This is a genomic window from Streptococcus sp. Z556 (genome assembly GCF_053010225.1).
This window is the reverse complement of sequence record NZ_JBRKNU010000004.1, coordinates 173952-188301: the sequence shown is the minus strand read 5'-3', so window position 1 is coordinate 188301 and position 14350 is coordinate 173952. Positions and strand designations below refer to the sequence as shown.

The window sequence follows — 14350 nt, the reverse complement described above, 5'->3', positions numbered from 1 at the left end:
ATCAGAAAGGGAGTTTATGTCCATTATTCAAAAACTCTGGTGGTTTTTCAAGTTGGAAAAGCGCCGTTATCTCCTAGGAATCTTAGCGCTGATTTTAGTCGCTGTTCTTAATCTCATCCCCCCCATGGTCATGGGACGGGTGATTGATGCCATCACTGTAGGACAATTAAGTCAGCAGGAACTGCTTGTGAACCTTCTTTATCTGCTTCTTGCGGCTTTGGGTATGTACTATCTGCGCTATGTTTGGCGCATGTATATCCTTGGGACTTCCTACCGACTCGGTCAGATTATGCGCTCTCGCTTGTTTGAGCACTTTACCAAGATGTCGCCTGCCTTTTATCAGACCTATCGGACGGGGGACTTGATGGCACACGCCACCAATGATATCAATGCTTTAACTCGTCTCGCAGGTGGCGGAGTCATGTCAGCAGTGGATGCCTCTATCACGGCACTGGTGACTTTGCTGACCATGCTCTTTAGCATTTCATGGCAGATGACCTTGGTTGCTATTCTTCCCCTGCCTTTTATGGCTTATGCGACCAGTCGTCTAGGGAGAAAGACTCATAAGGCTTTCGGAGAATCTCAAGCTGCCTTTTCTGAACTCAATAATAAGGTGCAGGAGTCTGTATCAGGTATCAAAGTAACCAAGTCTTTCGGTTATCAGGCGGATGAGCTGGAGTCCTTTCAGGCAGTCAATGAATTGACCTTCCAAAAGAACCTGCAAACCATGAAATACGATAGTCTCTTCGATCCCATGGTTCTCTTGTTTGTTGGTTCCTCCTATGTCTTAACTCTTTTGGTCGGCTCTTTGATGGTTCAGGAGGGGCAAATCACAGTTGGGAATCTGGTTACCTTCATCAGCTATTTGGATATGCTGGTCTGGCCTCTTATGGCTATTGGTTTCCTCTTTAATATCACTCAGCGAGGAAAGGTTTCTTACCAGCGAATTGAGGAACTCTTGTCTCAGGAATCACCTGTACAGGACCCTGAGTTTCCTCTGGACAGTATTGAAAATGGGCGCTTGCAGTATGCCATTGACAACTTTGCCTTTGAAAATGGAGAAACACTGACGGATATTCATTTTAGCTTGGAAAAAGGACAAACGCTGGGCTTGGTAGGACAGACAGGCTCTGGGAAAACATCCTTGATTAAACTTCTCTTGCGAGAATACGATGTGGATAAGGGAGCCATTTATCTAAACGGGCATGACATTCGGAACTATCGTCTGACAGACCTTCGCAGTCTCATAGGCTATGTCCCTCAGGATCAATTCCTCTTTGCGACCTCGATTTTAGACAATATTCGTTTTGGCAATCCTAACTTGCCCCTTTCAACAGTCGAGGAAGCCACTAAGCTAGCTCAAGTTTACCAAGATATTGTAGCCATGCCTCAGGGATTTGATACGTTGATTGGTGAAAAGGGAGTCAGTCTTTCTGGTGGGCAAAAGCAGCGTCTGGCCATGAGTCGGGCTATGATTTTAGATCCTGATATCTTGATTTTAGATGATTCCTTGTCCGCCGTGGATGCCAAGACGGAGTATGCGATCGTCGACAATCTTAAGGAAACGCGTAAAGACAAGACAACCATCATCACGGCCCATCGTCTCAGCGCAGTTATCCATGCAGATCTGATCTTGGTTCTGCAAAATGGACAAATTATCGAACGGGGCACGCACGATGACTTGCTAGCCTTGGATGGCTGGTATGCCCATACTTATCAGTCTCAGCAGTTGGAAATGAAAGGAGAAGAAGATGCAGAATAAGCAAGAACAATGGGCTGTATTGAAGCGCTTGATGTCTTATCTCAAGCCCTATGGATTCCTGACCTTTTTGGCACTCAGTTTTCTCCTCGCGACGACGGTCATTAAAAGTGTCATTCCCCTTGTGGCTTCCCACTTTATCGACCAGTACCTCAGCAATCTTAATCAACTGGCCGTGACCGTTTTGCTGGTCTACTATGGTCTTTACATCCTACAAATTCTAGTTCAGTATGTTGGCAATCTTCTCTTTGCACGGGTGTCCTACAGTATTGTCAGAGACATTCGTCGGGATGCCTTTGCCAATATGGAGAAGTTAGGAATGTCTTATTTTGATAAGATACCAGCAGGTTCCATCGTTTCTCGTTTGACCAATGATACCGAGACCATCAGCGATATGTTTTCAGGGATTTTATCCAGCTTTATTTCAGCAGTTTTTATCTTTCTGACAACTCTGTATACCATGTTGGTGTTGGATTTTCGTTTGACAGCTTTAGTCTTGCTCTTTCTCCCTTTGATTTTCCTTTTGGTCAATCTCTATCGGAAAAAGTCAGTGAAAATCATCGAAAAAACCAGAAGTCTCTTGTCGGATATCAATAGTAAGCTGGCAGAGAATATCGAGGGAATCAGGATTATCCAGGCCTTTAATCAAGAGCAGCGCCTGCAAGCAGAATTTGATGAGATTAACCAAGAGCACTTGGTCTATGCCAACCGTTCTGTAGCCTTGGATGCCCTCTTTTTGCGCCCTGCCATGAGTTTGCTGAAACTCCTAGGCTACGCAGTTTTGATGGCCTATTTTGGCTACCGTGGGCTTTATCTGGGAATAACAGCAGGAACTATGTATGCCTTTATCCAGTACATCAACCGTCTCTTTGATCCCTTGATTGAGGTGACGCAAAACTTTTCAACCCTTCAAACTTCTATGGTTTCTGCAGGCCGTGTTTTTGCCTTGATTGATGAGAGGACCTATGAACCCCTTCAAAAGGATAGCCAAGCAAATATTACAGAAGGCAATATTCGGTTTGAACATGTGTGTTTCTCATATGATGGCAAACACCAGATTCTGGATGACATTTCTTTTTCAGTTAACAAGGGGGAAACCATTGCCTTTGTAGGTCATACAGGTTCGGGGAAATCATCTATTATTAATGTCCTCATGCGCTTTTACGAATTTCAGTCAGGGCGAGTTCTCTTGGATGGTGTGGATATTAGGGACTACAGTCAGGAAGAACTGAGAAAAAATATCGGTCTGGTCTTGCAGGATCCCTTCCTCTATCACGGGACTATCAAGTCCAATATCGCCATGTACCAAGACATTAGTGATGAAGAAGTCCAGGCTGCGGCTGCCTTTGTTGATGCAGATTCCTTTATTCAAGACCTTCCGCAGGGCTATGATGCTCCTGTTTCCGAGCGTGGTTCGAGTTTTTCTACTGGACAGCGCCAGCTTCTTGCCTTTGCCAGAACAGTTGCTAGTCAGCCTAAAATCCTGATTTTGGATGAAGCGACAGCCAATATTGACTCTGAAACAGAAAGTTTGGTTCAAGATTCCCTAGCTAAGATGAGACAGGGGCGGACAACCATTGCCATCGCTCATCGTCTTTCAACTATTCAAGATGCCAACTGTATCTATGTTTTGGACAAGGGGCACATCATCGAGAGTGGCACCCATGAGGAACTCTTGACCTTGGAAGGAACCTATCACAAGATGTATAGCTTGCAGGTAGGGGCCATGTCATAAAGAAGAATTCCTCTAAATCACAGATTTCTTGCACCGCCTTTTCTATTTTGTGGTATAATGAAAAATGTTGACAAATAGTATAATAAAAACAAAGGAGAAACAGCATGCTGAAATGGGAAGACCTACCCGTGGAAATGCAATCAAGCGAGGTTGAGTCCTACTACCAGCTTGTCTCTAAAAGGAAGGGGTCGCTGATTTTCAAGCGTTGCCTGGATTGGGTTCTGGCCTTGTTTTTGCTACTTTTGACTTCTCCCATCTTTCTTATCTTGAGCATTTGGATCAAGTTGGATAGCAAGGGACCTGTCATTTACAAGCAAGAGCGTGTGACCCAGTACAACCGTCCGTTCAAGATTTGGAAGTTCCGTACTATGGTAACGGATGCGGATAAAAAAGGAAGCCTGGTGACTTCTGCTAACGATAGTCGCATTACCAAGGTTGGAAATTTCATCCGCCGTGTGCGCTTGGATGAACTGCCTCAACTGGTCAATGTCCTTAAAGGCGAGATGTCCTTTGTTGGGACACGACCTGAGGTGCCACGTTACACCGAGCAGTATAGCCCTGAAATGATGGCGACCTTGCTCTTGCCAGCCGGAATCACCTCTCCAGCTAGTATCAACTACAAGGATGAGGACACCATCATCAGTCAAATGACGGAGAAAGGTCTGACGGTTGACCAAGCCTATGTCGAGCATGTTCTTCCTGAAAAGATGCGCTATAATCTCGCCTATCTCCGAGAGTTTAGTTTCCTTGGAGACATCAAAATCATGTTTCAAACCGTGTTTGAGGTACTAAAATAAAGTAGTCATGAGAAAATGAGTACAGATAAAAGGAGCAAATCAATGCCAAACTACAATATTCCATTTTCACCACCTGATATCACAGAAGCAGAAATTGCTGAAGTAGCAGATACCCTGCGTTCTGGTTGGATCACAACAGGTCCGAAGACAAAAGAACTGGAGCGTCGCTTGTCTCTTTACACACAGACACCTAAGACTGTCTGCCTCAACTCTGCGACAGCCGCTCTTGAGTTGATTTTACGTGTTTTGGAAGTGGGACCAGGTGATGAAGTTATCGTTCCAGCTATGACCTATACAGCTTCTTGTAGTGTTATCACTCACGTAGGAGCAACCCCTGTCATGGTGGATATTCAAGCAGATACGTTTGAGATGGACTATGACTTGCTTGAGCAAGCCATTACTGAAAAGACTAAGGTGATTATTCCAGTAGAGCTTGCAGGGATTGTTTGCGACTATGACCGTTTGTTCCAAGTCGTGGAGAAAAAACGTGACCTCTTTACAGCTGCTAGCAAGTGGCAAAAGGCCTTTAACCGTATCGTGATTGTCTCTGATAGTGCCCATGCTTTGGGATCTACTTACAAAGGGCAACCAGCTGGTTCTATCGCTGACTTCACTTCCTTCTCATTCCATGCTGTTAAGAACTTTACAACAGCTGAGGGAGGAAGTGCGACTTGGAAAGCCAATCCAGCTATTGACGACGAAGAGATGTACAAGGAGTTCCAAATCCTTTCCCTTCACGGTCAAACTAAAGATGCTCTTGCAAAGATGCAATTGGGTTCTTGGGAATACGATATCGTTACACCAGCCTACAAGTGCAACATGACGGATATCATGGCTTCGCTTGGTTTGGTACAATTGGACCGTTACCCAGCTTTGCTACAACGTCGTAAGGACATCGTGGACCGCTATGATCGTGGTTTTGCGGGTACTCGTATTCACCCACTTGCACACAAGACTGATACTGTCGAATCTTCACGCCACCTCTACATCATCCATGTAGAAGGAGCAAGCTTAGAAGAACGCAACCTCATCATCCAAGAATTGGCCAAAGCAGGAATTGCAAGTAATGTCCACTACAAACCGCTTCCGCTCTTGACAGCCTATAAGAATCTTGGCTTTGATATGGCAGATTATCCAAGATCCTATGCCTTCTTTGAAAATGAAATTACGCTTCCTCTTCACACTAAATTAAGCGATGAAGAAGTTGATTACATCGTTCAGACTTTGGTGAGAATTTCCGAAGAAATCCTCGGTTCTGGAAAATAATCATAAAAAAATCTTGACAAAGATAGAACAATAACATATAATATTCTCAATAAATCAGAAAAGTAGTTATTTTTGATCTTCAGGGAGCCTGTGGTGATTGTGAACAGGTGGTTGGAAGTAGTGAAAGTGGGCTGATTTAAAAAATGAATTTGAAACAATAAAAATTCGGTGCGCACACCTTACAGTGCAACTTGTTGTTAGACAAGGCAGAGATGTAAAGGGGAATAGTCCCTTTATAATTGAGGTGGCACCGCGTTACCAACGCCCTCACATGGAAGTAGATTCCGTGTGTGGGCTTTTTTTATATTTTAGAATAATAGAAAAGAGGAAAATTTTATGACAACTAAAGGTTATTTTGGACAATTTGGTGGTAGTTTTGTGCCGGAGCCAATTCAGGCTTTGTTGGATGAGTTGGAAATGACATTTGACAAATACAAGGATGATCCAGAGTTTTTGGCAGAATTTCGCCATTACTTGAAGGATTATTCTGGTCGCGAAACACCGCTTTATTTTGCGGAAAGTCTGACAGAACACTTAGGTGGAGCTAAGATTTATCTTAAACGTGAAGACCTTAACCACCTTGGTTCTCACAAGCTCAACAATGTTTTAGGGCAAATTCTTCTTGCCAAACGTATGGGCAAGAAACGAGTGATCGCGGAAACAGGAGCTGGTCAGCACGGTGTTGCGACAGCAGCAGCTGCAGCCAAGTTTGGTATGGCCTGTGATGTCTACATGGGGGCAGAAGATGTGGAGCGTCAACGTCTCAATGTCTTCCGCATGGAGATGATGGGAGCGACCGTTCATGCAGTTGAAACGGGGACACGAACTCTCAAGGATGCGGTCGATGCAGCCTTTGGAGCATGGATGAATGACCTCGAAGCCTTTTATGTTTTAGGATCTGCTGTGGGACCTCACCCTTATCCAACCATTGTTCATGAATTCCAAAAGGTCATCAGTGAGGAATCTCGTCGTCAAATCTTAGAAAAAGAAGGTCGCTTACCAGACTATGTCATTGCCTGTGTAGGTGGTGGTTCCAATGCCATCGGTGCTTTTTCACAGTATGTGGCCGATGAAGAAGTTAAATTGGTAGGAGTAGAAGCTGCCGGTCACGGACTGGATACAGACAAGCATGCAGCCACTATGACAAAAGGTAGTGTTGGAATTGTCGATGGAATGAAGACCTATGCAGTCTTTAAGGAAGACGGAGAGCTGGCGCCAGTATACTCTATCTCAGCTGGTTTGGACTATCCAGGCGTTGGCCCAGAACACGCCTACTTTAAAGACTCTGGTCGCGTAGAATATGTGGCAGCGACAGATGAAGAAGCGGTTCAAGCCCTCCTCCTTCTCAGCAAGACTGAAGGGATTATCCCAGCGATTGAAAGTTCGCATGCCATCGCAGAAGCGGTCAAACGTGCACCGAAACTAAGTAAAGATGAGATTATCATCATCAATGTCTCTGGTCGTGGAGACAAGGACGTAGCTGCGATTGCAGACTACCTAGAAGCTAAAAAATAAAAAATACGTTTTGTAAGCAATCAAACAGGAGTAGAAAAAAGTGATATTATTGATTGATAATTACGATTCCTTTACCTATAATCTGGCTCAGTATATCGGAAATTTTTCTCCTGTTGAGGTGATGAGAAATGACGATTCTCGCCTCTATGAGTTTGCAGAAAAGGCGGTTGCGCTTGTCTTTTCCCCTGGACCTGGTTGGCCAGCTGATGCTGGAAAGATGGAGGAAATGATTCGAGATTTTGCAGGTCGAAAACCAATTTTGGGGATTTGCTTGGGACATCAGGCTATTGCTGAGACATTCGGTGGAAAACTAGGTTTGGCTCCAAAGGTTATGCACGGGAAACAAAGTCAGCTCCAATTTGAAGCTCCATCCATTCTCTATGATGGGATAGAGAATAACTGCTCAGTCATGCGTTATCATAGTCTTATGGTAGAGGAATTACCCGAAGATTTTGAAGTTACAGCTCGTTCGACAGATGATCAAGTCATAATGGGCTTCCAACACAAGACTTTGCCCATCTATGGCTTCCAATATCATCCAGAAAGTATTGGCACGCCAGATGGTTTGTCCACTATTCGAAATTTTATTGAGAAAGTAATTTAACTGGATAATTTCACTTAATTAAAAAGCCCTCTATTAAAAGAGAGCAGGATTATCAGAGAATTACTAGCTTACCAAAAATAATCAAACAAGTAGCAAGTAAGAGGAAAGGCACAAAAGGAAGTCTTTCCTTTTTCTTTTGCAGGAGAAAAGCTAGGATCCCCGTCGCAGAAGCAAACTGAATCAAGATGAGTAATTCGGTCACACTAAAGACGAGAGCACAAGAAGCCAGAAAGAGAAAATCCCCTGCTCCCATGCGGATATTGATAAAATGGGCTATTATTCCTAGAACAAGGAAGAAGACCATAATCGGATTCCAACCACAGAAAGCCATGAGGATTAGGTGGAAAGTCAGCCAGACTAGTAAGGGATATTCCTGATGGCGAAAGTCGTAGATGCCCAAGGTCAAACCAGCAGTGATTAGGATGACTTGACCCAAGGAAAGCCAGCCCCAAGACCAAGCTAGAAAGAGGATTCCTAAGCCTAGTTCAAAGAGGGCATACCAGACTGGATAACTTGCCTTACAGTAGCGACAGCGAAAGCGATTAAAGACCTGCGAGATAATCGGAATCAAATCTAAGGGACGCAAGCGAGTCTGACAGGAATCGCAGTGACTAGCTGGTCGAGTAATGGATTGCTCAGGGAAACGGTCAATGACCAAACCCAAGAAAGAAGCGAGAATGCTCCCGACAAGAAAAAAATAAAGATCAATCATACTTATCTATTCGTAAAAAATAGGAGAAGTAGTATAATGGAGAAACATAGATAAGATGGTGAGGTCAAGATGACAATTCGTTTTGAAGAAAATGTGAGCACAGAAAACGCTCAGCTCGTATGCCAATGGTCCAACTCCCTTGGCAAATCCTTTCAAGAACAATGGATGGGACCAATGATTCCTTTTCCCTTGACCATTCAAGTCTTGCAAGATTTGGAAGGAATCTTTTCAATCTTTGATGGACAAGAGTTTGTGGGGGTTATCCAGAAAATCAGGCTAGAAGACAGGAATCTTCATATCGGGAGATTTTTTATCAACCCCCAGAAACAGGGACAGGGCTTAGGTAGCCAGGCATTAAGGAAATTTGTTAGTTTGGCCTTTGAAAATGAAGACATAGATACTATTTCTCTAAATGTCTACGAGGCAAATCAAACAGCTTACAAGCTTTACCAAAAAGAAGGATTTGAAATCGTTCAAATGGTTGAAACACCTATACGAAAATACATCATGAAAAAGGGTAGATAGCAGTCACTTGAGTTAGAGTCCCAAGGATATCCGAGGATAAGGCAGTTACCTTTCAAAGTTGGAAACAAGATTTGACTCTAAAAGCTTTACAAACTCAAGAACAGTTACAAATAGAACTGACAAATAAAAATCAGGAACTAGAGTCATTGATTAAACAAACATCTAAAAAGTGGTATCAATTTTGGAAATAATAAAAAGAGTAGAAAACCGATCTACTCTTTTTTTATTTTTAATTTTTTCTAGTAAGTTTAATTCCTAGCATTCCTAATAGTGAAACACCTAGAGCGCTCAAAATAGTTGAAATCAAATTTGAAGAACCAGTAGCTGGCAGCTCTTTCTTATCTTCAGAAACTTTTTTAGTTTCTTTGACATCATCTGATTTTTTAGCATTTACTCCAAGTTTTGAGTCTGCCACAGTTTTAACCTTGTCTCCAAGTTTAGCATCTCCAGCTGGTTTTACGTCTCCAGCAGGTTTTACGTCTTCAGCTGGTTTCACATCTCCAGCAGGTTTTACGTCTTCAGCAGGTTTTACGTCTTCAGCAGGTTTTACGTCTTCAGCAGGTTTTACGTCTTCAGCTGGTTTTACATCTTCAGCTGGTTTCACGTCTCCAGCTGGTTTTACATCTCCAGCTGGTTTCACGTCTCCAGCTGGTTTCACATCTTCAGCTGGTTTCACATCTCCAGCAGGTTTAAAGAATTTACGAACTTCAGTAGCTTCTAACTCAACAGAATTTACATAAAAACTTGGTTTAGTCTCATCTTTTACATATCCTGCTGGAACCTCATCAGAATCACCATCTACATGATTAATAACTTTGTATCCTTCTCTAGAATTCATTGGCTTAGAACTATCAAGTTGAACAGTCGTTCCAACTCTATACGTTGGTTTCAATGTATGAGTTAGAGTCCCTGGGATATCAGCTGGAAGATTTGCTTGAACTTCATTTGCTGATACATTGCTAACAAATGCTGAACCTAGAGTCAGAGCCGTGAGAACAGTTACACTTGCTAAAGAAATTTTTTTAACTGAATTTGACATTTGATTTCCTTTCTTTTTAAGCTCCCTAAAATTGGCTTACTGTCACTATAATAACGGACTAATTAAGTTTTGTCAAGCAATTATACAACATTAGAAAAAAAGTCTATTTTTTCTTAAAAATATCAAAAAACAACTTAGTTAAAAAAATTTTGGGAATATTATATATATAAAGTATTTTTTAAAATAACAAGATTGTATTATTTTAAAACGATATTTTAATCGTAGCAAATCGCAAAACTAAAAAAGAAATATACATAAAAAAAATGTAAGAGGTAACAAAAATGAAATTTCAATTTTTAAGAAAAGGAAGTCTCAATGAGACAAATATAAATGAAGAATTTCATCTATATTAGACTCAGAGTATCCTAAGAATCTTGTCATTTTTTAATTCAGAACAAGCAAAAAGCCTTGATTCCAAGGCTCTTCCTGTTGACAATTCCTTTTAATGAAGAATCGGAATCGTTTTTAGGGTCCTATACACAAAAAGAGAACGGGAAACGTTCTCTCTCCGACTACTATTGTTATAAGATAAATTAACGTTTAGTCTTATTTTTCGTCTTTGTGAAGCATGTTTTTAACACCTTCAATAGCACCTTCGACAGCATCTTTAGCATCTTCAGCAACTTCTTTTACTTTAGAAACAACTTTTTCAGCTGCTCCTTCTTTTTCCATTTTTTCATCGCCGATCATTTTGCCGACACCTTCTTTAATGGAACCTTTTGCTTGGTTTAATTTTTCTTCTGTTGACATGATTCTGCCTCCTTTAAATTGATTGATTTTGATCAGATGAATTAGTGTACGCGAGCATTTTCCTTTGCTTCGCCCTTAACGGCTTCAACACCTTCGCCTACTTTTTCTTGAACAGCAGCAACACCTGAACCGATACCAGATTTCACTTTTTCAAATTGTTCTGAAGCAAATTCTCCTGTTGAAGAAGCCACGTCAGTTACTCGGTCTTGGAGGCTTACTGAATCTGCTTCATGCTGTTCTTTCGTTTTGATATCAACAACATTCACATTGACTTCAACAACTTCTAGATCAGTCATTTTTGTAACTTGTGATACGACAACATCTTTGATTTCTTTGTACAAAGCAGGGACATTCTTTTGGTATTCAACAACAATGTTCAAGTCAACTGCAACTTGCTCTTTCCCAACTTCAACATTGACACCATGAGTGACATTATCTGTATTGATAATTTTTTCTGTTAGATTAGAGAAGAATCCTCCATCCACATCCAAAAGTCCAGGTACTTTTTCAAGTGAAAGACCAATGATTTTTTGGATTACTTTATCTTCATAAGTGAGTTCCCCTTTAACATCTTGAGAAACAACAGCAACATCTTTTTTTTCTACATTTTTATCTACGTTTGACATACGAGACTCCTTTATTTATTTAAATATTTTTCCTTAACATAGTATCCTGCAAATGCTCCTAAGGCTCCACAAATTAGTACAAAGAGTGTTTTGAAAAAGCCAAAGGATAAGATAAAGCAAGCGAGAATGACACCTACTAAACCGGCAATAATTGGATACTGATATTTTTTAAACCATTCCATTTTTACTTCCTTACTTTACACGACTAACAGTCTTTTTGGTCGTTTTTGGAGGTTCAACTTCTTTTACTTTAACTTCAAGTTTTACCTCACGTTCAATACCAAAGAACTGCTTTAATCCATGAGTTATTTCATTCTGAATGACTAGACATCGATTTGAGATGTTGTCTGAAGGAAGAATTTTCCCTTCAACAGTAACGAAACATTTATTTTTGCGGCTATTTACATGGACCGTTGGTTCTTTCATCAACTGATGATCAATGACCAAACATCGAACAAAGCCTTCGATAGCTGAATTTTTTAGTTTTAATGTATCTTCTTGAGTTTCTAATTGAATCTCTAGATATTGTTTAGGATAAAAGAGTATCACTAACATTGAAATTAAAACTAAAACAGATAGGACAAGTGTCCCCCAAAAGACATATCTAGCAATCAGGAATTCAGCGTAGAGTTCTCTCCAACTGAATAAGTGGATTCCTAAATCACTGACCTGATGATAATCTATGAGAATAGGAAGGAAAATAGTCAAGATTAAGATACAGAAAATAAGTAACAATATTTTCTTTGATTTTGACATATTAAATCCTTTCAATTGAAAAGCTTTAAACCATAATTTTACCCGTCTATAGTATTAAAAATTATGGCTTATCACTTTAATTTCTTATTAGGTAATGCTTATTTTTTACCAAATAGAAATGAAACGACTGCAACAACAATCACTGCACCAACGATTGACGGAATAATAGCCATTCCAGCCAATGAAGGTCCCCAGCTTCCTAGAAGTGATTGCCCTACAGACGAACCGATAAGACCTGCAAAGATATTTGCAATCAATCCCATTGAACCACCTTTTTTAGTGATTGCACCTGCGATGAGACCAATAAGACCTCCTACAATAATGGACCACAACATAGTGTATCCTCCTTTTCTATTTCTAAATCAAAGAATCAATTTCTTTGATTACACTAATTATATAGTATTTCAACTTGGAAACATAATAGTTCGTCTTAAATTCCGTACTGTAAACATGTACTTTAGATACAAATAAATAAGAAAATCTTGATGCCACTGGGTTTCTAAGGGATTAGACTAGTCTTTTTATGACAAGCAAAAGTCGTTGTAAGAGGATAAATTCATTCCATGTGGTATAATTGCATGAAGATTGAAAGACAATCCTTTAGTTTATTATAAAGAGAGAAAAGCTATCCATGAGAGATTTATTATCGAAAAAAAGTCACAGACAATTAGAATTATTAGAATTACTTTTTGAAAACAAACGCTGGTTTCATATTTCGGAACTAGCAGAATTATTGCACTGTGCAGAACGTTCTGTAAAAGATGACTTGTCCCAGGTCAGGTCTTCCTTTCCTGACTTGATATTTCATTCCTCAACAAACGGCATCCGTATCATTAATACCGATGATAGTGATATTGAGATGGTCTATCATCATTTTTTTAAGCATTCAACCCACTTTTCAATTTTAGAATTTATCTTCTTTAATGAAGGATGTGATACTGATAGTATTTGCAAAGAGTTTTATATCAGTTCTTCCTCTCTTTACCGTATCATCCGTCACATTAATAAAATTATTAAGAAGCAATATCGTTTTGAAATTAGCCTCAATCCAGTTCAAATCACTGGAAATGAAATCGATATCCGTTACTTTTTTGCCCAGTATTTTTCAGAAAAATATTATTTCCTTGAATGGCCCTTTGAAGATTTTTCTCAAGAACCCTTGTCTCAATTATTGGAATTAGTCTATAAAGCAACTTCTTTCCCGATGAATTTATCAACTCATAGAATGTTAAAATTACTTCTGGTTACAAATTTATATCGCATAAAGTTTGGTCATTTCATGGAAGTTGAGAGAGACTCTTTTAACAATCAATTGTTGGAATCGTTTATGCAGGCAGAAGGCATCGAAGAGATTGTAGCGAGTTTTGATTCTGAATATCATATCTCTTTGAATAAAGAAGTGATCGGTCAACTATTTGTATCCTATTTTCAAAAAATGTTTTTCATAGATGAAGAAGTATTTCTGAACCATGCAAAAACAGACAGCTATGTAAAAAAATCGTATCAGTTATTGGGCGATCTAGTAGATCAGGTATCAAGAGAGTATAATCTCCAAGTAAACAATAGAGACAATCTGATTTGGCATCTGCATAATACGGCGCATCTGCATCGTCAGGAATTGTCTACAGAGTTTATCCTATTTGATCAAAAAGGTAATACAATCAAGAACTTTCAAAATATTTTCCCTCGCTTTGTTTCAGAGGTGAAGGAAGGGATTGAACGTTATCTAGAGACTTTGGATATGGATCGTAATTCAATGAAGGTCAATCATTTGTCTTATACTTTTATCACTCATAGCAAACACTTGGTGCTAAATCTTTTACAAAATCAACCTAAATTAAAGGTTTTGGTTATGAGTAATTTTGATCAGTATCATGCAAAATCAGTAGCAGAGACACTTTCTTACTATTGTAGTAACAATTTTGAACTGGAAGTTTGGAGTGAATTAGAGTTATCCCTTGATGCTCTAAAAGAATCACCTTACGACATCATTATTTCTAATTTTATTATTCCGCCGATTGAAAATAAGAGACTGATCTATTCCAATAATGTCAATACAGTCGCTCTCATCTCTTTGCTTAACGCAATGATGTTTATTCGACTAGACGAGTAACTAAGAATAACAAAACGCTATCTAGCGTTTTTTCTTATAAGAAAAGAATTCCATCTATATTAGACTCAGAATATCCTAAAAATCTTGTCATTTCTTAGTTCAGAACAAACAAAAAAGCCTTGGTTCCCAAAGCTTTTTAATGTTATAAACTCA

The 14350-nt window shown here is 39.9% G+C and carries 15 protein-coding genes and 1 other annotated feature; of the genes, 8 read left to right on the top strand and 7 right to left on the bottom strand.

The window, feature by feature from the left end:
• Positions 1-16 precede the first annotated feature (16 nt).
• The 6 genes from ACVC7S_RS06370 (at position 17) to ACVC7S_RS06345 (ending at position 7676) form a co-directional block, all read left to right on the top strand.
• Positions 17-1762: an ABC transporter ATP-binding protein gene (locus ACVC7S_RS06370; protein WP_447266572.1), complete on the top strand. Its 1746-nt coding sequence runs from the start codon at positions 17-19 to the stop codon at positions 1760-1762.
• Entirely contained in the window at positions 1752-3494 is a 1743-nt protein-coding gene (locus ACVC7S_RS06365) for an ABC transporter ATP-binding protein (protein WP_447266571.1), read from the top strand. Before ACVC7S_RS06370 ends, ACVC7S_RS06365 begins: the two co-directional genes overlap by 11 nt.
• Positions 3495-3598: 104 nt before the next feature.
• Positions 3599-4291, top strand: a complete 693-nt coding sequence (locus tag ACVC7S_RS06360) for a sugar transferase (protein ID WP_000922218.1) — start codon at positions 3599-3601, stop codon at positions 4289-4291.
• Positions 4292-4333: 42 nt separating this feature from the next.
• On the top strand, positions 4334-5557 hold the full coding sequence (locus ACVC7S_RS06355) for a DegT/DnrJ/EryC1/StrS family aminotransferase (RefSeq protein WP_447266570.1): 1224 nt from the start codon (positions 4334-4336) through the stop codon (positions 5555-5557).
• Positions 5558-5597: 40 nt separating this feature from the next.
• Positions 5598-5829, top strand: a binding site (T-box leader).
• A 64-nt stretch (positions 5830-5893) separates the two neighbouring features.
• Positions 5894-7072 carry a tryptophan synthase subunit beta gene (trpB, locus tag ACVC7S_RS06350; RefSeq protein ID WP_371607315.1) on the top strand — a complete coding sequence of 393 codons (1179 nt, stop codon included), beginning with the start codon at positions 5894-5896 and terminating at the stop codon, positions 7070-7072.
• A 40-nt stretch (positions 7073-7112) separates the two neighbouring features.
• On the top strand, positions 7113-7676 hold the full coding sequence (locus ACVC7S_RS06345) for an aminodeoxychorismate/anthranilate synthase component II (protein WP_447266569.1): 564 nt from the start codon (positions 7113-7115) through the stop codon (positions 7674-7676).
• A 52-nt stretch (positions 7677-7728) separates the two neighbouring features.
• Here the strand turns inward: ACVC7S_RS06345 and ACVC7S_RS06340 are convergent, their stop codons facing one another.
• On the bottom strand, positions 7729-8388 hold the full coding sequence (locus ACVC7S_RS06340) for a prepilin peptidase (protein WP_447266568.1): 660 nt from the start codon (positions 8386-8388) through the stop codon (positions 7729-7731).
• Between the two features lie 69 nt (positions 8389-8457).
• On the opposite strand from ACVC7S_RS06340, the gene ACVC7S_RS06335 reads away from it, so the two are divergent.
• The gene (locus ACVC7S_RS06335; protein ID WP_447266567.1) at positions 8458-8913 is read left to right on the top strand and encodes a GNAT family N-acetyltransferase; all 456 of its coding nucleotides are present in this window, start codon (positions 8458-8460) and stop codon (positions 8911-8913) included.
• A 229-nt stretch (positions 8914-9142) separates the two neighbouring features.
• Here the strand turns inward: ACVC7S_RS06335 and ACVC7S_RS06330 are convergent, their stop codons facing one another.
• From ACVC7S_RS06330 to ACVC7S_RS06305, 6 genes are all read right to left on the bottom strand, one after another.
• Positions 9143-9952, bottom strand: coding sequence for an LPXTG cell wall anchor domain-containing protein (locus ACVC7S_RS06330; RefSeq protein WP_447266566.1), 810 nt, complete (start codon positions 9950-9952; stop codon positions 9143-9145).
• Positions 9953-10498: 546 nt separating this feature from the next.
• Positions 10499-10702 carry a CsbD family protein gene (locus ACVC7S_RS06325; RefSeq protein WP_000102420.1) on the bottom strand — a complete coding sequence of 68 codons (204 nt, stop codon included), beginning with the start codon at positions 10700-10702 and terminating at the stop codon, positions 10499-10501.
• 41 nt (positions 10703-10743) lie between these two features.
• A complete protein-coding gene (locus ACVC7S_RS06320) occupies positions 10744-11328 on the bottom strand; it encodes an Asp23/Gls24 family envelope stress response protein (protein WP_000072931.1) in 585 nt (194 codons plus the stop codon).
• Between the two features lie 11 nt (positions 11329-11339).
• On the bottom strand, positions 11340-11510 hold the full coding sequence (locus tag ACVC7S_RS06315) for a DUF2273 domain-containing protein (protein ID WP_000454669.1): 171 nt from the start codon (positions 11508-11510) through the stop codon (positions 11340-11342).
• A gap of 10 nt (positions 11511-11520) precedes the next feature.
• Positions 11521-12084: an alkaline shock response membrane anchor protein AmaP gene (amaP, locus tag ACVC7S_RS06310; RefSeq protein ID WP_289014739.1), complete on the bottom strand. Its 564-nt coding sequence runs from the start codon at positions 12082-12084 to the stop codon at positions 11521-11523.
• 98 nt (positions 12085-12182) lie between these two features.
• The gene (locus ACVC7S_RS06305) at positions 12183-12419 is read right to left on the bottom strand and encodes a GlsB/YeaQ/YmgE family stress response membrane protein (protein ID WP_000964741.1); all 237 of its coding nucleotides are present in this window, start codon (positions 12417-12419) and stop codon (positions 12183-12185) included.
• 296 nt (positions 12420-12715) lie between these two features.
• Here ACVC7S_RS06305 and ACVC7S_RS06300 point away from each other — a divergent pair, with 296 nt between their 5' ends.
• Positions 12716-14197 carry a M protein trans-acting positive regulator PRD domain-containing protein gene (locus ACVC7S_RS06300; protein ID WP_447266565.1) on the top strand — a complete coding sequence of 494 codons (1482 nt, stop codon included), beginning with the start codon at positions 12716-12718 and terminating at the stop codon, positions 14195-14197.
• Positions 14198-14350: the final 153 nt, after the last annotated feature.

Excerpts from the sequence above, each read along its gene's own strand:
- ACVC7S_RS06335 (WP_447266567.1), top strand. The coding sequence starts at position 8,458 with ATGACAATTCGTTTTGAAGAAAATGTGAGCACAGAAAACGCTCAGCTC.
- ACVC7S_RS06365 (WP_447266571.1), top strand. The coding sequence starts at position 1,752 with ATGCAGAATAAGCAAGAACAATGGGCTGTATTGAAGCGCTTGATGTCT.
- ACVC7S_RS06320 (WP_000072931.1), bottom strand. The coding sequence starts at position 11,328 with ATGTCAAACGTAGATAAAAATGTAGAAAAAAAAGATGTTGCTGTTGTT.
- amaP (WP_289014739.1), bottom strand. The coding sequence starts at position 12,084 with ATGTCAAAATCAAAGAAAATATTGTTACTTATTTTCTGTATCTTAATC.
- ACVC7S_RS06330 (WP_447266566.1), bottom strand. The coding sequence starts at position 9,952 with ATGTCAAATTCAGTTAAAAAAATTTCTTTAGCAAGTGTAACTGTTCTC.
- ACVC7S_RS06315 (WP_000454669.1), bottom strand. The coding sequence starts at position 11,510 with ATGGAATGGTTTAAAAAATATCAGTATCCAATTATTGCCGGTTTAGTA.
- trpB (WP_371607315.1), top strand. The coding sequence starts at position 5,894 with ATGACAACTAAAGGTTATTTTGGACAATTTGGTGGTAGTTTTGTGCCG.
- ACVC7S_RS06360 (WP_000922218.1), top strand. The coding sequence starts at position 3,599 with ATGCTGAAATGGGAAGACCTACCCGTGGAAATGCAATCAAGCGAGGTT.
- ACVC7S_RS06340 (WP_447266568.1), bottom strand. The coding sequence starts at position 8,388 with ATGATTGATCTTTATTTTTTTCTTGTCGGGAGCATTCTCGCTTCTTTC.
- ACVC7S_RS06355 (WP_447266570.1), top strand. The coding sequence starts at position 4,334 with ATGCCAAACTACAATATTCCATTTTCACCACCTGATATCACAGAAGCA.
- ACVC7S_RS06305 (WP_000964741.1), bottom strand. The coding sequence starts at position 12,419 with ATGTTGTGGTCCATTATTGTAGGAGGTCTTATTGGTCTCATCGCAGGT.
- ACVC7S_RS06325 (WP_000102420.1), bottom strand. The coding sequence starts at position 10,702 with ATGTCAACAGAAGAAAAATTAAACCAAGCAAAAGGTTCCATTAAAGAA.
- ACVC7S_RS06370 (WP_447266572.1), top strand. The coding sequence starts at position 17 with ATGTCCATTATTCAAAAACTCTGGTGGTTTTTCAAGTTGGAAAAGCGC.
- ACVC7S_RS06300 (WP_447266565.1), top strand. The coding sequence starts at position 12,716 with ATGAGAGATTTATTATCGAAAAAAAGTCACAGACAATTAGAATTATTA.